This window comes from Limnohabitans sp. (assembly GCF_044373035.1).
Lineage (GTDB): Bacteria > Pseudomonadota > Gammaproteobacteria > Burkholderiales > Burkholderiaceae_C > Limnohabitans_A.
In genome coordinates this window covers 1-20024 of sequence record NZ_JBILQU010000031.1, presented here as the reverse complement: position 1 = coordinate 20024, position 20024 = coordinate 1, and the positions used below count along the sequence as shown (strand labels likewise).

At 59.5% G+C, this 20024-nt stretch carries 19 protein-coding genes; 7 read left to right on the top strand and 12 right to left on the bottom strand.

The genetic code is table 11. The features are described from left to right. Positions 1–12 precede the first annotated feature (12 nt). From ACIQ47_RS06845 to ACIQ47_RS06815, 7 genes are all read right to left on the bottom strand, one after another. On the bottom strand, positions 13–1194 hold the full coding sequence (locus tag ACIQ47_RS06845) for an acyltransferase family protein (protein ID WP_396437428.1): 1182 nt from the start codon (positions 1192–1194) through the stop codon (positions 13–15). A 21-nt stretch (positions 1195–1215) separates the two neighbouring features. Then, positions 1216–2169, bottom strand: a complete 954-nt coding sequence (locus tag ACIQ47_RS06840; protein WP_396428949.1) for an NAD(P)H-dependent flavin oxidoreductase — start codon at positions 2167–2169, stop codon at positions 1216–1218. A 33-nt stretch (positions 2170–2202) separates the two neighbouring features. After that, positions 2203–4023, bottom strand: coding sequence for an acyl-CoA dehydrogenase (locus ACIQ47_RS06835; protein WP_396437427.1), 1821 nt, complete (start codon positions 4021–4023; stop codon positions 2203–2205). 304 nt (positions 4024–4327) lie between these two features. Continuing rightward, positions 4328–5260, bottom strand: coding sequence for an electron transfer flavoprotein subunit alpha/FixB family protein (locus ACIQ47_RS06830; RefSeq protein ID WP_396437426.1), 933 nt, complete (start codon positions 5258–5260; stop codon positions 4328–4330). A gap of 100 nt (positions 5261–5360) precedes the next feature. Next, positions 5361–6116, bottom strand: a complete 756-nt coding sequence (locus ACIQ47_RS06825) for an electron transfer flavoprotein subunit beta/FixA family protein (RefSeq protein ID WP_396437425.1) — start codon at positions 6114–6116, stop codon at positions 5361–5363. A gap of 177 nt (positions 6117–6293) precedes the next feature. Further along, positions 6294–8015, bottom strand: coding sequence for a dihydroxy-acid dehydratase (gene ilvD, locus ACIQ47_RS06820; RefSeq protein WP_396437424.1), 1722 nt, complete (start codon positions 8013–8015; stop codon positions 6294–6296). Positions 8016–8045: 30 nt separating this feature from the next. Further along, entirely contained in the window at positions 8046–9068 is a 1023-nt protein-coding gene (locus tag ACIQ47_RS06815; protein ID WP_396437423.1) for an NAD-dependent epimerase/dehydratase family protein, read from the bottom strand. Positions 9069–9214: 146 nt separating this feature from the next. Here ACIQ47_RS06815 and ACIQ47_RS06810 point away from each other — a divergent pair, with 146 nt between their 5' ends. From ACIQ47_RS06810 to ACIQ47_RS06790, 5 genes are read left to right on the top strand one after another with little or no spacing between them, the layout of a single operon-like run. Then, entirely contained in the window at positions 9215–10246 is a 1032-nt protein-coding gene (locus tag ACIQ47_RS06810; protein WP_396437422.1) for a TRAP transporter substrate-binding protein, read from the top strand. Between the two features lie 9 nt (positions 10247–10255). Beyond that, the gene (locus ACIQ47_RS06805; protein ID WP_396437421.1) at positions 10256–10972 is read left to right on the top strand and encodes an aldolase; all 717 of its coding nucleotides are present in this window, start codon (positions 10256–10258) and stop codon (positions 10970–10972) included. Further along, entirely contained in the window at positions 10969–11451 is a 483-nt protein-coding gene (locus ACIQ47_RS06800) for a TRAP transporter small permease (protein ID WP_396437420.1), read from the top strand. Before ACIQ47_RS06805 ends, ACIQ47_RS06800 begins: the two co-directional genes overlap by 4 nt. 14 nt (positions 11452–11465) lie before the next feature. Further along, on the top strand, positions 11466–12761 hold the full coding sequence (locus tag ACIQ47_RS06795) for a TRAP transporter large permease (RefSeq protein ID WP_396437419.1): 1296 nt from the start codon (positions 11466–11468) through the stop codon (positions 12759–12761). A 30-nt stretch (positions 12762–12791) separates the two neighbouring features. Continuing rightward, positions 12792–13670: an NAD(P)-dependent oxidoreductase gene (locus tag ACIQ47_RS06790; RefSeq protein ID WP_396437418.1), complete on the top strand. Its 879-nt coding sequence runs from the start codon at positions 12792–12794 to the stop codon at positions 13668–13670. A 15-nt stretch (positions 13671–13685) separates the two neighbouring features. Here ACIQ47_RS06790 and ACIQ47_RS06785 read toward each other — a convergent pair whose 3' ends face one another. Genes ACIQ47_RS06785 through ACIQ47_RS06775 form a run of 3 tightly spaced genes read right to left on the bottom strand, consistent with a single transcriptional unit; the run spans position 13686 to position 16743 of the window. Next, entirely contained in the window at positions 13686–14975 is a 1290-nt protein-coding gene (locus tag ACIQ47_RS06785) for a mechanosensitive ion channel family protein (RefSeq protein ID WP_396437417.1), read from the bottom strand. Next, positions 14963–15763, bottom strand: coding sequence for an enoyl-CoA hydratase (locus ACIQ47_RS06780; RefSeq protein WP_396437416.1), 801 nt, complete (start codon positions 15761–15763; stop codon positions 14963–14965). The genes ACIQ47_RS06785 and ACIQ47_RS06780 overlap by 13 nt, the downstream gene beginning before the upstream one ends. Positions 15764–15789: 26 nt before the next feature. Next, positions 15790–16743, bottom strand: a complete 954-nt coding sequence (locus ACIQ47_RS06775; RefSeq protein WP_396437415.1) for a histone deacetylase family protein — start codon at positions 16741–16743, stop codon at positions 15790–15792. Positions 16744–16919: 176 nt separating this feature from the next. Between ACIQ47_RS06775 and mltB the strand changes: the two genes are divergently transcribed. Both mltB and ACIQ47_RS06765 read left to right on the top strand, forming a co-directional pair. After that, positions 16920–18080 carry a lytic murein transglycosylase B gene (gene mltB, locus ACIQ47_RS06770; protein ID WP_396437414.1) on the top strand — a complete coding sequence of 387 codons (1161 nt, stop codon included), beginning with the start codon at positions 16920–16922 and terminating at the stop codon, positions 18078–18080. Positions 18081–18092: 12 nt separating this feature from the next. Continuing rightward, positions 18093–18314, top strand: coding sequence for a TIGR02450 family Trp-rich protein (locus ACIQ47_RS06765; RefSeq protein WP_396437413.1), 222 nt, complete (start codon positions 18093–18095; stop codon positions 18312–18314). A 140-nt stretch (positions 18315–18454) separates the two neighbouring features. Here the strand turns inward: ACIQ47_RS06765 and ACIQ47_RS06760 are convergent, their stop codons facing one another. Continuing rightward, positions 18455–18850 carry a hypothetical protein gene (locus ACIQ47_RS06760; protein ID WP_396437412.1) on the bottom strand — a complete coding sequence of 132 codons (396 nt, stop codon included), beginning with the start codon at positions 18848–18850 and terminating at the stop codon, positions 18455–18457. 33 nt (positions 18851–18883) lie between these two features. Further along, the gene (locus ACIQ47_RS06755) at positions 18884–19345 is read right to left on the bottom strand and encodes a DUF6641 family protein (protein WP_396437411.1); all 462 of its coding nucleotides are present in this window, start codon (positions 19343–19345) and stop codon (positions 18884–18886) included. Between the last annotated feature and the right edge of the window lie 679 nt (positions 19346–20024).

Genomic DNA, 20024 nt, shown 5'->3' with positions numbered 1-20024 from the left:
CCGGGCGGGGACTCAAACCACCGGATTCATGAACAAGGCCAGTGCCACACTGGCCTTGAACGCCCCCACCCAAAACCACCAGCGCCACACCGTCGGTGGTTGCCGCTCCACCCACCGACAAAGCAGGCCACCCAGCAGCAGCGACAGCAGCAGGCTGGCCAAGACGCCCAGCACATTGGCCCACAGCGCATCAGGCCAATGCTGCGTGACAACGGCACTGACTGCCAAGCTCACGCCAAAGTGGATGAGGAACACAGAGTAGGACACGCCCGACAACCACTCCAAGGCCGAGCGCCAGCGAGAGGCCCCAAGCCCTCGGCCCCACAGCCAGGCTTCAGGCACCGCCATCAACAGGGCCGCCAAGCTCCATGCCAGCGCGATCCGCGCTCGCGGCTCCAGCCACCAGGACACGCCGCCAACGAGCAGCATCAACGCACCCACAATCCAGCGGCGAACCTGGCCTTCAGAAGCGCCCGAGCCAGTGAACCGACGGGCCTCCCAAGCGAGTAAGCCCAAGCCATAAGAGCCCCAAAAATACACGCCCCAATCGTCCAGATTGCTGTCCAAATTCCACCACCACAAAGAGGCGCAGACCAGCACCAACCACATCGCCCAGCGCTTGGCATCTGCCCGGTCCAAGCCCGGATTCACTGTCTGTGCACGGGGCCAGGCCTTCAGCACCACCAGGCAAGTCAATGCCATCGCGTACAACTGAAAGTCAATCGCCACGTACCAAATACCTGCCGACAAGGCTTCCAGCTCCAGCACATGCTGCATGAGCGCCATGTGCGCCAGCGCCTGCCCCCAACCGGGCGGAGCCGACAGGCTGGCGTGCGCAAAGTCTGGCCTGACCCATTCACTGACCAGCACAGTGAAGCTCAGTGCGGCCAACAAGGGAATGGCCAAACGCAAATAGCGCTGCCAGGCCAGCTTCAGGGCCTCGGACAGCGTCAGCGATGCATATCGCGCCAAACTGCCTGCTGTGAGAAATCCCGCACACACCAAGAAAAACTGCACCGCCAATCGGCCATGGTCATAAAACCAGTCCACCACAGCAGGAAAAGCAACGTTCACCACATCCGACATGGGCCCGTAAAAGGCCAAGTGGTGCAACACAATCAACAAGCAGCCCGCAGCCTTGAAGGCATCGATCAAAAAAGAACGCCCCAAAGGGCGCTGCGATGTGTTGAACAAGGGCGGCTCAGGCAGAAGCCATCACAGGGCCAAACGGTTGCGGGCTGCTTGGTATTGCGCCTTGAGTTGGGCCACCAAATCGGCCGTGCTTTGCACCGCCTGGATCGCACCAATGCCTTGACCGCAGCCCCAGATGTCTTTCCAGGCTTTTTTGGCGTCACCACCGAAGTTCATCTTGCTGGGGTCAGACTCGGGCAGGTTCTCGGGGTCCAGACCTGCAGCGCGGATCGACGGGGCCAAGTAGTTGCCATGCACGCCCGTGAACAAATTGCTGTAAATGATGTCGTCCGAGTTGCACGCCACAATGGCTTGTTTGTAATCGTCTGTGGCTCGCGCCTCTAGGGTCGCGATGAAGGCCGAACCAATGTAGGCAAAGTCTGCGCCCATGGCCTGCGCGGCCAAAATCGCATCGCCCGTGGCAATAGAGCCGGACAACGCCACCGGGCCGTCGAACCACTGGCGGATTTCCTGGATCAAGGCAAAAGGGCTTTTGACGCCCGCATGGCCTCCTGCACCCGCAGCCACGGCGATCAGCCCGTCTGCGCCCTTTTCGATCGCTTTGTGCGCGTGCTTGTTGTTGATGATGTCATGCAACACCACACCGCCGTAGCTGTGGGCGGCGGCGTTGATCTCTTCGCGCGCACCCAGAGAGGTGATGATGATCGGCACCTTGTACTTCACGCACATGGCCATGTCGTGCTCCAGACGGTCATTGCTTTTGTGCACGATCTGGTTGATGGCAAAGGGCGCGGCGGGTTTGTCCGGATTGGCCTTGTTGTAAGCCGCCAGAGTTTCGGTGATTTCAATCAACCACTCTTCGAGCTGCGCGGCAGGACGGGCATTCAAAGCGGGCATGGAGCCCACAATGCCGGCCTTGCACTGCTCAATCACCAACTTGGGGTTGCTGATGATGAACAGGGGCGAAGCGATGGCGGGGAAAGGCAGGTTTGCCAGAACGGCGGGCAATTTAGACATGGGGGCTCCTCAGAATCTTTGTTGGAATCAATTTCAGAAAGCGTCGAGCGCCATCGCCGTCACACTGCCAGCGCCTTCCACAATGCTGTCGCGGATGCCTGGGGCCTTGGACAAAATGTGGTCGGCGTAAAAACGCGCGGTGTTCACTTTGGCGGCCATGAACGCGGCGTCTTGTGCCTGGGCTTCAGGGGTCAACGCCACCAACAGCGCGCGGCCCATTTGCCAGCCTGCCATCAAATTGCCCGCCAGCATGAGGTAGGGCACGCTGCCTGCAAACACGTCGTTGGGGTGGGCCTTGGTGTTGCCTGCCACAAACTCGACCACGTCGATGAAGGCTTCACGCGCGGCTTTGAGGCGACGGGCCACAGCCAGTGCATCGGCGTTGCCCGATGCGACCAATTCGCTTTCGGTCTGGGCCACTTGCGCGGCCAAGGCCTTGGCGGTTTGGCCGCCGTCACGCGCGGTCTTGCGGCCCACCAGATCGTTGGCCTGGATGGCGGTCGTGCCTTCGTAGATGGTCAAAATTTTGGCGTCGCGGTAATACTGCGCCGCACCGGTTTCTTCGATGAAGCCCATGCCACCGTGCACCTGTACACCTAAGCTGGTGACTTCCAGGCTCATCTCTGTGCTGTAGCCCTTGACCAGCGGCACCATGAATTCGTAGAACGCCAGATTTTGCTTGCGCACTTCTGCGTCAGGGTGGTGGTGCGATGCATCGTAAGCGGCGGCCGCGGTGGATGCCATGGCGCGGCAGCCTTCGGTGTAGGCGCGCATGGTCATCAGCATGCGGCGCACATCGGGGTGGTGAATGATGGGGCCAGCCGCAGGCAAGCTGCCGTCCACCGGGCGGCTTTGCACGCGGTCACGGGCGTATTGCACGGCACGCTGGTATGAGCGCTCGGCAATCGCGATGCCCTGCACACCCACGGCGTAGCGGGCAGCGTTCATCATGATGAACATGTATTCGAGGCCACGGTTTTCCTGGCCTACCAAGAAGCCCACAGCACCGGGTCCGGTGCTGTCTGCAATGCTCGCCGCCGTGCCGTCGCCAAACTGCAGCACCGCTGTAGGGCTGGCCTTGATGCCCAACTTGTGCTCGATGCTCACGCAATGCACATCGTTGCGCGCGTCCAAAGAGCCATCACCTTTGACAAGAAACTTGGGAACCACAAACAGGCTGATGCCTTTGACGCCTTCAGGCGCGCCCACCACCCGGGCCAGCACCAGGTGCACGATGTTCTCGGCCATGTCGTGCTCACCGTAGGTGATGTAAATTTTGGTGCCGAAGATTTTGTAAGTGCCATCGGGCTGCGGTTCGGCGCGGGTGCGCACAGCGGCCAAGTCTGAACCGGCTTGCGGCTCGGTCAGATTCATGGTGCCTGTCCACTGGCCGGAGATCAGTTTTTCCAGGTAAGTGGCTTTGAGTTCGTCGGAACCCGCTGTCAGCAAAGCTTCGATCGCGCCGTCGGTGAGCAAGGGGCACAGCGCAAAAGCCATGTTGGCCGAGTTGAGCATTTCACCGCAGGCCGCGCCAATGGTTTTGGGCAGACCCTGGCCGCCAAAGTCGGCCGGGTGCTGCAGACCTTGCCAGCCGCCTTCGGCATATTGTTGATAGGCCTCTTTGAAGCCGGGCGTGGTGGTCACACCGCTGCCGTTGTGAAAGGACGGGTTCTTGTCACCTTCCCAGTTCAGGGGGGAAATCACGTCCTGGTTGAGCTTGGCGCACTCTTCAAGCACGGCTTGCGCGGTTTCCAGGCCCGCATCTTCAAAGCCGGGGATCTGCGCGATTTGGTCGATGCGTGCCAAATGCTCGATGTTGAAAAGCATGTCCTTCAAGGGGGCGATGTAGCTCATGGTTTATCTCTGTTCGTTGAATAAAAAATACATCCACCAGTCAGACAGGGGCTCGCGACAGGGCTCGACCGCCACTCAAGCAGGGGCCTGGGGCAGGGCTCAGAGGCGCTTCGCTTTGCCACATCGCCCCGCCGCAGGCCCCTGCCTGAATGGCTGCGTTAAGGGTGACCCGAGCGGCTGCCGTTTCCAAGGGAGAGATCGAAATGGAACCCTCATGGGCTTGTCTTTTCGGCGTGAGTGTCAATGGCTTGAAACGACGTGCGCCCTGCTTCAGCATGAAAGCGTTCCAGGGCCCGTTCAAAAATCAAAGGGCCTGTGTCAACTCAGGCACAGCCGCGAACAAATCGGCTTCCAGGCCAAAATCGGCCACGCTGAAGATCGGGGCTTCAGGGTCTTTGTTGATCGCCACGATCACCTTGGAATCCTTCATGCCCGCCAAGTGCTGGATCGCACCCGAGATGCCGCAAGCGACATACAGCTGCGGCGCGACGATCTTGCCGGTCTGGCCCACTTGCAGGTCGTTGGCCGCATAACCCGCGTCGACTGCTGCGCGACTCGCCCCAATGGCAGCGCCCAACTTGTCGGCCAGGGGCGTCATCACTTCCTTGAACTTCTCCGAGCTGCCCAAAGCGCGGCCACCGGAGACGATGATCTTGGCGGCGGTCAGCTCAGGGCGGTCGTTCTTGGCGATCTCGCTGCGCGTGAAGCTGCTCTTGCCGCTGTCGGCCTGGGCTGATGCAACTTCCACCGCGGCGCTGCCCCCTGTGGCAGCAGCAGCGTCAAAGCCGGTGGTGCGCACGGTGATGACTTTGGTGCCGTCGGTGCTTTGCACGGTGGCGATGGCGTTGCCAGCGTAGATGGGGCGCTCAAAGGTGTCGGCTGAGATGACTTGAGTCACGTCACTGATCTGCGCAACATCGAGCTTGGCGGCCACGCGAGGGGCCACGTTTTTACCCGCGGCTGTGGCGGGGAACAAGATGTGGCTGTAGTTACTGGCGATGGCCAGCACTTGGGCTGCGACGTTTTCGGCCAGGCTGTGTGCCAAGGCGTCGCTGTCAGCGTGAATGACTTTTGACACGCCAGCGATTTGGGCAGCGGCGGCGGCAGCAGCAGCGGCGTTGTGGCCAGCCACCAGCACATGCACATCACCACCGCAAGCGGCGGCAGCGGTCACGGTGTTCAGGGTAGCGCCCTTGATCGAGGCGTTGTCGTGTTCGGCAATAACGAGAGAAGTCATGATGGGTGAGCGTTAAGTGTTGAGGGTTGAGCGCAAAGCGTGAAGGTTGGGCGTTGGCGGGTGCTGTTCACTGTGAAAGCCCAAAACACAACGCTGAATTTCAGATGACCTTGGCCACGTTTTTGAGCTTGTCCACCAAGGTCGCCACATCGGGCACCTTGATGCCAGCGCTGCGCTTGGCGGGCTCGGTCACTTTCAGGGTTTTGATGCGGGGGGTCACATCGACACCCAGATCTTCCGGCTTGAAGTGGTCGAGCTGCTTTTTCTTGGCCTTCATGATGTTGGGCAGCGTCACATAACGCGGCTCGTTCAGGCGCAGGTCGGTGGTGATCACAGCGGGCAGGCTGATGCTCAGCACTTCCAGACCCCCGTCGATCTCGCGGGTCACTTGGGCTTTGCCATCCACGATTTCCACTTTGGAAGCAAACGTCGCCTGGGGCAAATCGGCCAACGCCGCCAGCATCTGGCCGGTCTGGTTGCAGTCGTCGTCAATGGCTTGCTTGCCCAAGATGATCAGGCCGGGTTGCTCTTTGTCGACCAAGGCCTTGAGCAGTTTGGCCACAGCCAGCGGCTGCAGGTCCATGTCCGCGGGGGTCTCGACCAGAATGCCGCGATCGGCACCGATGGCCATCGCGGTGCGCAGGGTTTCCTGGCACTGGACCACACCGCAAGACACGGCGATGATTTCGGTCGCAAAGCCTTTTTCTTTCAGGCGCACGGCTTCTTCGACGGCGATTTCGTCAAAGGGGTTCATGCTCATCTTGACGTTGGCAATGTCCACGCCCGAACCATCAGACTTGACACGGACCTTGACGTTGTAGTCCACCACCCGCTTGACGGGAACCAGAATTTTCATGAAAACTTCTCCATTGATATCAAAACCCAAGCACCTTGAAACGCCGTGGTGTCGTTGACGTTACGTCAACGTCAATTGTGCCTTAAAACCGTCAAAGAGGCACCTCACATGGCAGAAAAAAGCACGACCGTTCGTATTTTAGAGCGAAATCTCAAATCTCAAATCACGCTTGAAAAATCAATTCGCCGGGTCCGGACCGCTGTGGGTCACCGCTCCCAGACGGGCTGCTGACACCAGCTTGGCATACTTTTCAAGAACGCCCGACAACCGTGGTCTTGGCCGTGCAGCAGCAGCCTGTGCACGCAGCGCCAAAACCTCCGGACTCAACAGCACATCGAGCGTGCCCGCATGGGCATCGAGCCGGATGCGGTCCCCGTCTTCAAGCCAGGCAATCGGACCATTGTCCGCAGCTTCTGGCCCGATGTAGCCCACCATCATGCCCCGGGTCGCTCCAGAAAAACGGCCATCGGTCAACAGGGCCACTTTTTCGCCCATGCCCTGCCCGTAGACCAGCGCCGTCACGCCCAACATCTCACGCATACCCGGGCCCCCTTTAGGGCCTTCATTGCGAATCACCAGCACGTCTCCCGCCGCATAAGTTTGTTGCGTGACCGCCTCAAAGCATTCCTCCTCGTTCTCAAAGACGCGCGCAGGGCCTTCAAACACCAGAGACTTCAAGCCCGCCACTTTGATCAAAGCGCCTTCGGGTGCCAGATTGCCTTTGAGCACCACCACACCGCCCGTGGGACTGATGGCCTGCGTCACCTGCCGAACCACTTGGCCATCCGGCAAAGGGACATCGGCCAAATCCTCCGCCAAAGTGTGTCCTGACAAGGTCAAGGCATCGCCATGCAAGTGTCCACCGTCCAGCAAAGACTTCAAGACCGAGCGGACCCCACCCACGCGGTGCAAATCGACCGCCAAGAACCGCCCTCCGGGTTGCAGATCGGCAATCAAGGGGGTTCGGGCGAACACGGCCGCCACATCGTCCAAAGTGAAAGAGATGCCGACTTCGTGGGCGATGGCCGGCAAATGAAGGCCCGCATTGGTGGACCCGCCCGTGGCGGCCACAGCCGCGCAAGCGTTTTCAAGGGACTTGCGGGTGATCAGGTCGCGCGGCAAGGGGCCGCCTTCCCGAATGATCTCGGTGATGCGCCGCCCCGCAGCTCGCGCCAGAGCCAGTCGCTCGCTGTACACCGCAGGCATCATGGCCGAGCCCGGCAAAGCCAGGCCCAGGGTTTCGGCCACCATGGCCATGGTGTTGGCCGTGAACTGGCCAGGACATGAGCCCACCGTCGGCGAGCAAGCGCGCTCAAGTTCGTGCAAGTCTTGCTCGCTCATCTGACCCGCCAGCACCGAGCCCACCCCTTCATAGGCGGTGAGGATGGTGACGTCTTTGCCGCGCCATTGCCCAGGCAACATGGCGCCACCGTACACAAACACACTGGGACAATTGAGCCTGGCCATGGCCATCATCACGCCAGGCAGGGTTTTGTCGCATCCGGCAAAACCCAGCAAGCCGTCGTACGCATGGGCCGTGATCACCGCTTCGATGGAGTCGGCAATGATCTCCCGAGACACCAAGCTCATGCGCATGCCCGCGTGGTTCATGGACACACCGTCTGAGACAGAAATGGTGGTGAACGGCACTGAAATGCCCTGCCCTGCCGCGACGCCCAGGCGCGCCGCATCGGCCTGGGGGCCCAAAGACATCGAGCAGGGTGTGTTCTCGCCATGCTGGCTGACAATGCCCACCATGGGCTTGCCAAAGTCTTCATCCGACATGCCTACAGCGCGCAAAAAGGCCCGATGGGGCGTGCGGTCCATCCCCTCAACGATGCGCGCAGAGGTGAGTTTTTCAGGGGGTGTGAAAGTGCGTTGGGGTATGGGTGTGGTCATGGCAATTGTTGAGGTCAGGGTGGTGGGTGCTCAAGGGCGCAAGAGGGGCTGCGCCAACTGGCGCACAAATTCGGTCAAATCATGCTTGAAAGTCTGGCGTTCGTCCGTCAGCGCCAGCTGCTGGGCCAGCGCAAAAGACACGTCCAAAGGCCATGCGCCAAACTGGGCCTGCATGGCGGGCTGGGGGGCAAACTGAACACGTTGCGGTGCTTGCGGGTCAATCTGCGCCATGGCCTGCAACACCTCGTGCACGCTCACAGGCCAGGCCGGCGCATTCAGGGCACAGGTTCCAGCTGGGCCCATGACCTGGGACCATGTGGCATGGTCCAAGCCCAACAAGCGCATGAGGTGCGCCAGCGCGGCAGTCAAACTCAAAAGCCACAGTCGGGCATCGGGTGAAACAGGACACACATAGTCTCGCCCCAACAAGGGCTCGCGGATCAAGTCGCTGTTGAACCCCGACAAGGCCCCGTTGGGCAAGACGGGGCGCAGCACCACGCCGGACAAGCGCACGGCGCGGCCATCCAGGTCGCCACGGCGGTTCATGTCGTCCAGCATCAACTCCAGCATGCGTTTGTGGGTGCCGTAGCTCAGACTGGGCCGTTGGGGGGTGTGGTCGTCGATCCGAGGCGGCAAGGGCGTACCGTAGACCGCAATCGAGCTGGTCATGAGCCAGCGCACCAAAGGGCCGCCTTGCCTGTACTGGGCACGGCACCGTGCCAGCAAATCCAGGCAAGCATGCAAGTTGATGCGCTCGCCCAGCGCCACGTCTTGCTCAGTGCGCCCGCTCATCAAACCGGCCAGATGCACCACCGCGTGGACCGGCTGATCAAACAGCGCATCACTCACCCGAGAATCTGACAAATCACCAACCACCCACCGCGTGTTAGCGTCGGATCGCACGCCCTCAGCAGGTTGGGCGTCGGTCAAGACCCACTGCCAAGACCGTGGCGCGCTCAATGCCAAGGCTTTGACCAAGGCTTGGCCCACATAACCGGCAGCGCCCGTGACCAAAACACGGGCGTTTGGCGTCAGATCGAATGGATGGCGCATGCTTTCAAGGGTATTGAGGTCACTGTTCATGGCCAGACCCGGGTAAACCATGACTGATTTGGCAGTTTTGACAACATTCAACCAATATACTTTGCTTTTTTCAATCGCCTGATTTCAGGTACTGACCATTTGGACGGAGACACCCCATGAGAAAAGTTTTCAAACACCTTGCTTTGACAGGCGCCATGGCTCTGGCCATGGGTTTCAACACGGCCAACGCCCAAACCGTGCTCACCATGTCCAGCTGGGTCGGCCCCAACCACCCCCTGACGCGTGATGTCTTGGGTGGCTGGGCTGCAGCGGTTGAAAAAGCAACCAACGGCCGCGTGAAAATGCAAATGCTGGCCAAGCACCCTGTGGCGCCTCAAGGTACTTTTGATGGCGTGCGCGATGGCGTGATGGACGTGTCCTATGTGACCGCCAGCTACACCCCCGCTCGCCACCCCCTGCCCCTTTTGGCCGAGCTGCCTGGCTCCGGTGGCACCGCCGAAATCAACTCGGTGGCCTTCAGCCGCATCCATTGGAAACACCTGCACAAAGCGGGTGAATACAAAGGCGTGAAATTGCTGGGCGTCTTCACCCACGGCCCTGGCCAAATGTTTTTGGTCAAAAAGCCAGTCAACTCGGTCGCTGACATCGCGGGCATGAAAATCCGCAGCGGCGGTGGCATCTCCGAAGCCTCTGCCAAAGCCCTGGGTGCATCTCCTCTGGTCAAACCCGCCCCTGAATCCTATGAAATTTTGGCCTCTGGCGTAGCCGACGGCACGTTTTTCCCGGCCGAGTCCATCCGCTCCTTCAACCTGGACAAAGTGGTCAAACATGCCACCATTTTCCCTGGCGGTTTTTACTCTTCAGCTTTTGGCTTCTTCATGAACGAAGAGAAGTGGAACAAGCTGTCCAAGCAAGACCAGGACGCCATCAATTCCGTCTCGGGTGAAGCCCTGGCCCGCTTGGCGGGTCAAGCTTGGGACGCGGCGGACAAAGGCGGCATGGAAGCTTTGCGTGCTGCGGGCGTGAACATCCAACAAGCCAGCCCAGCCTTCATTGCCGAAGTGCGCACCCGCACAGAGCCCCTGGCCAACACCTGGATCCAGGCTGCCAATGCCAAAGGGCTGGAGGGTGCCAAGGTCTTGGCCGAGTTCCGTGAAGAACTCAAGCGCGTGGCTGAGGGCAAATAAGCACTGGCCATGAGCGACCCCCGCAACAAACTCACAGCCTGCGCCCACATTCTGGCGGATGAAAAGCACGAATCTGGGCTGGCAGGTCAAATCACCGCACGGGGGCATCATGACAACACTTATTGGACCTTGCCACTGGGCCTGGCTTTTGACGAAGCCACGCCCGACAGCTGGCTGTTGATCGATCAGCACTTGCAGGTTATGAAGGGCGCGGGTGCCTATGGCATCCGCGAACCGAATCCGGCGACTCGGTTTCACCTCTGGGTTTACCGATGCAGGGCCGATGTGCACGCCATCGTTCACACCCACCCACCCGCCGCGTCAGCCTTGGCCGCCGCACAAACACCGCTCATCGTAGGGCACATGGATGGCACGCCCCTGTTTGAAGACACCGTGTTTTTGCCCGAATGGCCTGGCCTGCCGACCGCTGACCGCGAAGGTGAACTCATCGCGGGTGCATTGGGTCCCCACCATGCCCTGCTGCTGGCCAACCACGGCCTTCTTACCGCTGGGCGCAGTGTTCAGGAGTCTGCTTTTTTGGCCGTCTTCATGGAACGCATGGCCCAATTGCAAATCAATGCCGCTCCATTGGGAGGGGTGCAACCCATTGACCCGACCGAGGCCCGCAGGGCCCGGGATTTCCTTCGCACCGATCGCATCATGAACATCACATTCGACGCCTGGAGCCGCCGCGCGGCACGCCATCGTCAAGGCAGGTCCTCATGAATATGGCCCAACTGCTGCAAAAAATCTTGGGGCTGGTGGCCGCCAGCGTGTTGTTTGTGATGATGTCCATCACAGCTGTGGACGTGATTGGCCGCTACTTCTTCAACAAGCCTTTGGCTGGTGGTTTCGAAATCACGGAAATGGGTCTAGCCGTGCTGATTTACTGCGCCTTGCCCTTGGTCAGTGCTCGGCGCGAACACATCGTGATCGACACACTGGATGTGTTCATGAGCCCCGGAGTCAAAACTTTTTTGAACCGATTGTCTGACCTGATTTGTTTCGTCAGCCTGGCTGGTGTGGGCTATTTGCTGTTCAAGCGGGCGGTTCGTGTGGCCGAATATGGCGACACTACCAATGTTTTGCAGCTGCCGTTGGCACCCGTGGTGTACACCATGAGCATCACCATCGGAATTGCCGCCTTGATGCATTTGGTCCTGATTTTTGTGCGCCACACTGATGCCGCGCCCGCCACTGAATAACCCATTTTTACACCATGACAGAAGCGAGTTTGGGCCTGCTGGCCATGTTGATCCTGGCCTTCGCTCGGGTGCCTTTGGCAATTGCCATGGGTTTGGTGGGCTTTGCCGGTTTGTGGTGGATGCGCGGACTGAACCCGGCCATGGCATCCGTCACCTCCACCGTGTATGAGTCAGGCTTCGAGTACACCCTCTCCGTGGTGCCCTTGTTCATTTTGATGGGCAACTTCGTGACCCGTGCGGGCATGTCGCGCGAGTTGTACCGCGCCGCCTACACCATGGTGGGCCATTTCAGAGGAGGGCTCGGCATGGCCACGGTCATGGCATGCGCTGGTTTTGGAAGTGTCTGCGGCTCATCCATTGCCACGGCCGCAACCATGACCAAAGTGGCCTACCCCTCCATGAAAGAGCACGGTTATTCGGGACAACTGGCGGCGGGTGCCATTGCCGCTGGCGGCACCTTGGGCATTCTGATCCCCCCCTCCACCATCCTGGTCATTTACGGTTTGGTAACGGAGACCAATATCGGCAAGTTGTTTGCTGCGGGCTTTATTCCCGGCATTTTGGCCATGACGATGATGTGTTTAACGATTGCCTTCCTGACATGGCGCAAGCCCGAATTGGGTCCTGCAGCAGAGCGTTCGAGCTGGGCCGAGCGCATTAGCGCTTTCAAAGATGTCTGGGCCGTGGCGGTGTTGTTTGTCGTGGTCATGGGCGGCATTTACGGCGGAGTCTTCACCACAACCGAAGGTGCTGGCGTAGGAGCGTTCGGCGCTTTTCTCATTGCCCTGCTGCGAGGCGCTTTGAATTTCAAGGTCACCCTGGAGATCTTGACCGACAGCGCACGCACAACAGGCATGCTGTTTATGATTTTGGTGGGCGCTTTGGTTTTCGCCAACTTCATGAACTTCACCTCCATGCCCAATGACTTGAAGAACCTGGTGAGCAGTCACAACATCAGCCCCATGACGGTGATGATCTTCATCTGCGCCATTTACATCATCCTGGGCGCAGCCATGGAAGAGTTGTCCATTGTGTTGCTGACTTTGCCCGTGTTTTTCCCGCTGGTGGTCAGCCTGGGCTTTGACCCTGTGTGGTTTGGCATCGTGATTGTTTTGGTGGTGATGATTGGCCTGATCAGCCCGCCAGTGGGGATGAACATGTTTGTGGTGCGAAACATGCTGCCCGAGTTGAGCACAGCCACGGTCTTCAAAGGCGTCATGCCCTTTGTCTACACCTTGGTGGCGGTGCTTGCGTTGCTGGTGGCCTTCCCGCAAATTGCCCTGTTCCTGCCCCAAGCGCTCAAACTCTGACGCTCAGGCTGCCACCACAAAAGCTCACCCATGAAATTGGCTTTTTGCGGCTTGGGCTTGATGGGCGAGCCCATGGTCAAACGCCTCTTGGCGGCAGGGCACATGGTCCATGTCTGGAACCGCACCCCTGCCAAAGCCCAAACCTTGATCGAGTTGGGGGCGCAATGGTGCGACACCCCTGCCCAAGCGGCCAGCGATGTGGATGGCGTTTTCATGTGCCTGTTGAACACAGCCGCCGTCGAACAAGTGGTGTTCGGGCCCAAAGGCCTTGTCCATGCCCGAAATTTGCGATGGCTGGTGGACCATTCCAGTGTTCCCCCTGAACAGACCCGCGCATGGAGCCAACGCCTGCACCTGGCTTGCCAGGCTGACTGGCTCGATGCGCCCGTGTCTGGCGGCGTGATGGGTGTGCAAACGGGCACACTGGCCGTGATGGTAGGCGGCCCAGCCAGCCCCTTGGACAGCGCCAGCCAAGCCATGTCCGCTTATGCCAGCAACATCACCCACATGGGCGCCAGCGGTGCGGGCCAAGCCACCAAGCTATGCAACCAGACCATTGTGGCGAGCACGGTGGCCGCCATTGCAGAAGCCGTGGGTCTGGCGCACCGCAACGGCATCGACTTGAATCAACTGGCCAAAGCCCTGCAAGGCGGCTGGGCCGACTCCAAACCACTGCAAGTTTTTGTGCCCCGCATGGTCACGCCCAGCCAACCCTCGATTGGGGCTTTGTCCACCATGCTCAAAGATGTGGACACCGTGATGCAGGTGGCGCAAAGCAGTGGCGCGCCCATGCCGGTCATGGCCACCGTTCAGCAGCAATTGCGCGCAGCCCAAGCTGTCGGCTTGGGCGAGGCAGAACTGTCGGCTTTGATCTGTCTGGTCTGGCCAGAACAACGCTCGGCGTTCTGACACGCGAGCGGCTTGTCAAACCTCGCCCGGCTTGGCGCCACCCACCATGTGCATCACCCGTTGCGGGTACGGGATCTCGATCTTGTGCTCGCGCAGCGCTGCCAAAATCAGCATGTTGATGGTTGAGCGCAGCGCCAGTTGGCCGTTTTCCGGGTCACCGATCCAGTAACTCACGGTGAACTCCAGACCGTCCGCGCCAAACTGGCTCAAAAAGGCATTGGGTGCGGGGTCTTTGAGGACCCGCTCTTGGCTTTCGCAGGCGGCCACCAGAAGGCGCCGGACCAAATCCACATCGCTGTCATAGGCGACCGAGACCAAGGTGGTTTGCGACAGCTTGGGATCCATCAAGGTGAAGTTTTCCACCCGGTTGATGATCAAAAACTCATTGGGCACGATGGATTCGCGGCCATTCAAAGCCCGGATGACGGTGTAACGCGCCTTGATGTCGACGATCCGCCCTTCAAACCCGTCCACCAGCACCATGTCCCCGATGCGCATGCTGCGCTCGGCCAGGATCACAAAGCCGCTGACGTAATTGGAAGCGAGCTTTTGCAAGCCAAAGCCAATGCCCACGCCCACGGCACCGCCCAGCACCGACAAAGCCGTCAGGTCAATGCCCACCGACGACAGCGCCAGCAACAAACCAACAAACATGAGCAAGGCCCGTACTGTGTTGCTGATGACCTTGCGCAAAGACAAATCGCTGCCCGTGGCCGATTTGAGCAAACGCGCCTCGATGGCAGCCGACACCCACAGCGCCACAATCAGCACGGCCCCGGCCGTGAGTGCCCCCTCGATCAAGGTGCGCACCGACAGCACGCTGCCGCCGATTTTCCAGCTAATCTGGTCCAGCTCGTTGAGCACCAGCGGCAAAACGCCTGTGACCCACAGCACCACCGCGCCCCAAGCCAACCAGGAAATCGTGCGCTCCAGCACCCGCACAAAGGGCGCATTGGCAAACGCCACTTGCAGCACTTTCACGCCCAAGCGGATCACTGCCAGCGAAATGCACACCGGCAACAAGACCGCGAACAATGGCGCAGGCTGCTGTTGTGTCAAAACAATGCGCGCCACAAATGTCAGCCCAAGCAGCAACACCGGAAACAGCACCCCATCGATCAGTTGGTGGCCCAGCAAAATGGCCATGTCCTGACCGCTGAACACCCGGCGAACACCCCAGACCATCAACCAGGCCAACACCAGGCAAACCGCAAAAGCGCCCAAGGCCATCAAGGACTCTGGCCGCGCCAACCCGAGCAGCAAGCCCATCGGATCGATCACCGCCATGTTGCTCATGCCCGCCATGAGGGTGTCCTTTTCTCGATGAAGGCCTGCACGCCCTCTTGCGCCACCTTGTGCACCATGTTGCAGGCCATGGTCTGGCCCGCCAACTGGTAAGCCGCCTCGATGCCCATCTCGCGTTGTTGGTAGAACAAGGTCTTGCCGATCCGCACCGCCTCACGCGGTTTGGACAGGATGGCATTCACCAGCTCATCGACCTGCGCATCCAGCTCAGCAGCTGCACACACACGGTTCACCAGCCCCCGGCTTTGGGCCTCGACGGCCGAAATGAAACCACCCGTGAGCAGCATTTCCATCGCTTGCTTGGCGTGCATGTTGCGCACCAGCGGCACGCTGGGCGTGGCGCAAAACAAACCCACATCGATGCCATTCACGCCAAACGTGGCGCTGTCTGCCGACACGGCCAAATCGCATTGCGCCACCAGCTGGCAACCCGCCGCCGTCGCCAAGCCTTGCACGCGGGCGATCACGGGCACCGGCAGCTTTTGAATCGCCAGCATTATGCGGCTGCATTGGGCAAAGAGTTGTTGGTAGTAAGCCAGCTCGGGCTGGGCTCGCATTTCCTTGAGGTTGTGTCCAGCGCAAAAAGCCTTGCCCGCCGCGCCCAGCACCACCACGCGGGCCTGCTCGTCTTGCGCGATCGCATTCAGGGCTTGCTGCAGAGCGGCCAGCATGGCCTCACTCAAAGCATTGAAGCTGGCGGGACTGTTGAGGGTCAGCCGGTGTACGCCGCGCGCATCGCGCTCGTGCAGCAGCAGGTCGGTCGGTTGGGGGACGGTGGAATCGTTCATACCCCGATTGTGCCCAAACCCAACACTCACACGTCAGCCAGCACGCGCAAATGCGCCTCTACACTGCGCCCCAGCGCACTCAGGTTGTAACCGCCTTCCAGGCAACTGACGATGCGGCCTTGGGCATGGCGCCGCGCCACGTCTTTGATGCGTTGCGTGATCCAGGTGTAGTCTTGCTCTACTAGGCCCATTTGGCCCAAGTCATCTTCGCGGTGCGCATCAAACCCGGCACTGATGAAAATCATCTCCGGCTTGTGGGCCTCCAGCCGCGGCAGCCACATCATCTCAATCAGCTCGCGAATGTCCATACCCTTGGTGTAAGCCGGCACAGGCAAATTGACCAAATTGCTCGCCTTCGATTGCGCGCCGCCTTCCGGATAAAAAGGGTGCTGAAAAAAACTCACCATCAAAATGCGCTCGTCGCCCGCCACGATGTCCTCGGTTCCATTGCCATGGTGCACGTCAAAATCCACGATCGCCACACGCTTGAGGCCGTGGCGCTCCAGCGCGTATTTGGCCGCAATCGCCACGTTGTTGAAAAAACAAAAACCCATGGCCTTGTCGCGGCAAGCGTGATGACCCGGTGGGCGAACGGCACAAAAAGCGTTCTCCAACTCGCCAGCCAGCACGGCATCCGTGGCATCCAGGGCGGCACCCGCTGCGGCCAAAGCCGCATCCCAAGTGTGGACGTTGATCATCGTGTCAGGGTCCAGGCTGGTGTGCTTGGGCCCCCCGGCCGCCATGTCTTCGCGCAGTGCATCGCCCAAGCCACGCAAAGCCGCCACATGCATGCGGCCGTGGGCCAGCTCGATGTCGGCCAAAGAGGCTGGCGTGGCCTCGCGCCTTTGCAGCGCCATGTCCACGCCGCTGATCAGCAAGCGGTCTTCGATGGCCCCCAAGCGCTCCGGACACTCCGGGTGACCCGCGCCCATTTCATGCTGCCAACAAAATGGATGGGTGAAATAACCTGTCGCGCCCATGAATGTGTCTTCCCGACTTATCACAGCCTGCAAGGCTGTTGTTTTTGAAGAATTGATCTGCTTTTTTATGGGTTCCAGCTTAGCACGGGCGCGCGCAGGCGGCGTTTAAACTCACGGCAATGAAAGCGTCCAAAACCTGCCCCGAAATGATCCAACACAAGCCTTGTCCAATAGGGATGCCCACAGGCTTGGCACTGCTGGTGTGCGCATTGACGGCCCTTGCACCCATCACCGCGCTGCCCGCCCAAGATACCCCCAAGCGCCAAACAGCCAGCAGCCCCCAGCCCGCCAAAGCCAAGCCGCAGCAGCGCCGTCCAAGCAAAACGGCCAAAGCCCAACCCGCCCCCTCTGTCAAAAAACCAGCCATCGCGGGCATCCCACTCGAAAGCTCTGCCCAAACCCAAGCATGGGCCGAGGACGCGGCCCAACGCTTGCAGCTAGACCCCATTTGGCTCAAGAACACCCTAAGCCAAGCCAAACGCCTGCCTTCGGTTGAACGTTTCGTCTTGCCCCCCAGCAGCCCCACCGCCAAAAACTGGGCCGCTTACCGCGCCCGCTTCATCGAACCCACACGCATCCGGGCGGGCTTACGCTTTTGGCAAACCCACCGCAGCGCTTTGGAGCGGGCTGAGCGTGAATACGGCGTGCCCGCTTCGCTGATCGTGGGCATCATCGGGGTGGAAACCCTGTATGGCCAAAACACCGGCAACTTCCGCATCCTCGACGCGCTGGCCACGCTGACTTTCCACTTCCCCGGCGCCCACCCCCGAGCCACCGCACGCCAGGCTTTTTTTCAAAGCGAGCTGGAGCAATTTTTACTGCTCACCTCACGCAGCGGAGCCGACCCTCTGGCCATCCGTGGCAGCTATGCCGGCGCTATGGGCCTGCCGCAATTCATGCCGTCAAGCTGGGCCAAATTTGCCGTGGACTTTGATGGTGACGGGCGCATCGACCTGTTTGGCAGCCCCCAAGATGCCATCGGTTCAGTGGCCAACTATTTCAAGGCCTTTGACTGGCGCCCTGGCATGCCCACACATTACCCGGTCGTCTTGACACCAGGCCAAACCGACATGGACAGCCTGCTGGCCCCCGACATCTTGCCCACCTTCAGCGTCGCCAACTTTGTCAGCAAAGGCGCCGTCCTGTCAGGTGCCGCGTTGCAGCACACCGGTCCACTGGCCTTGATCGAATTGCTCAACGGACCCGATGCCCCGAGCTACGTGGCTGGGTCAGAAAACTTCTATGCCATCACCCGCTACAACTGGAGCAGCTACTACGCCATGGCGGTGATTGACTTGGCCGAAGCGGTAGCGCGGGAAATGCAATACAGCCGCTAAAGACCGTCACCCTTGAACCCCCTCAACCCCAAAAAACTGCTGCTGACCAAATGGACCGCGGTCAAGCCTGTGGCCAAACAAAAGCACTTCTTGGTCAGCCGAGTGATCGAACCTGAGTTGCCGACCGACTCGATTGAACGGGTAGAAATCGAGGCGGTGTTTTCCAAGGCGGTGAAGGTGATTGCTTGGCGTGACTTGCAAGACGAAAGCGCGTGGCGACAGGGCTGGGTTTGAACCAGAAAAGTATTTCTGCATAACCTGCCATACGTCTGGGCTTGGTTTTCAAAACAGCTCACATTTCGGGGCAAATACCCTGATTTCCTACGATTTCCGTACATTTCGGCCACCACTTTGGGGCAGCGTGCCCAAAACAGTCAAACACCACCCTGGCCCCAGCGCGCCTGTTCTGCATCTCGTTGGCGCTGTTGCCTCTCTCGCTCACGCTTGAGGGCTTCTTTCTGACGGTCCACATTGGCCTTCAACTGTGTGACCCGCATCTGATCCGGAGTCTGGGGCTTGATGGGTTTGATGGTCTTGGGTTTGGGGGGCTTGGGGGCCTGAGGCCTGATGCTCGGGGGTGACTCAGCAATGAGCTCATCCAGCAGTGGGTAGCCCTGCCCTTCGCTGTGAATTTGGGTGGGAGCCACCTGCACGCAGTCCATGCCAAACTGGTATTGGCAAAGCAGCCTTGCGTGAGTGGCTGAGTTGGCATGCACAGCAGTCTTGACCAGCTGGCCTCGGATGCGGAGGGTGACGAGATATTTGTTCATACAAATATTTATCGTCACACCCCCACGGCCAATTTATTTCACAAAGCCCGCGCGCAGTTTGACCGCAGCTGCTTCAATCTGAGCATCCAGCTCCCCAGCCTCCACGGCCTGTCTAATCAGTTCCAGCGTGGGCACCAAGTCAGCCGCAGTGGCAATCTCCACTGCACTTTTGCCCTTGCTGATCTCCAGCTTGCGAGCGCCATAGCGGATGTTCAAGGCCAGTCGGTTGGCCTCAGTGGTCCACCACCATGCGCGAACACGACGGGCTATTTCCACACTGCGGCGACCGCCATCAGGATCAACAACTGAGCGGAACCGGGTCAGGGCGAAGTTAGTTCCATCTGCTTGGCTTTTGGCCAACTGGATCTGCTCCCACAATTTGCGTGACAGTTTCATACGGCGCAGCGCTTGGGGGTTGTTGCCAATGGATTTTTTGGCTGCTGTTACTTTTAGGGACTGCAAGAGTGCGCCGGGCGCAGTGACTGTTGTGGACATGTGCTTTTCCTTTCGAATGTTGTTAAAGCACAGACTATTTTGTGATCGACCACGAGGTCTGAGCAACCGCATGGGCTTGGTATCCCGAGCGCGTGGCGGGACATTGGAAAACCCGTCAAAAACAGCCAGTTTTAGCCGTGGGTTTTGCCTCGGTGATAAATAAACATGACGGGTGGATCGAACTACAGTTGAAGCCCGCGATCTCTACCGAGAAAAAGAGCTGCGTCACTCAGTTGCAATGGCGCCCTAGACCTGGACAGTGGTGTTCACAGGGATGGAAATTCCGAGCGGTAGCGGAGACTTGTAGTCACTACCCGAGAAGGATGCTGTTGGCGGTTGCTGGCCAATTGACTCAAGAAGCGCAAGAATTATTAGCACAAAGATTGTGGGGCCTAGCCCTTCGAATCACGAGCAAGCTCTGCAGACCACACCGCAACTTGCGAACACCGCGGACAGTTGGCACTTTGGCTGTCCTCGCAAGTTGCGTTTCATTTTGAAGCTGCACGTAAAAGGAGACCGCGAAACCGCCCTTCCCATGCAAATGGTTGTGCTCAAGTGCTGTGGAGTAAAGAACTCATCGAAAGACCGAGCCTTGCCCATGCTGAGCCTAGTGCAGGAGGCTCAGTGTGGGTTGAATCTATCGAAAGTCCCAAGTCAGAAAATCAATCAAACAAGATTC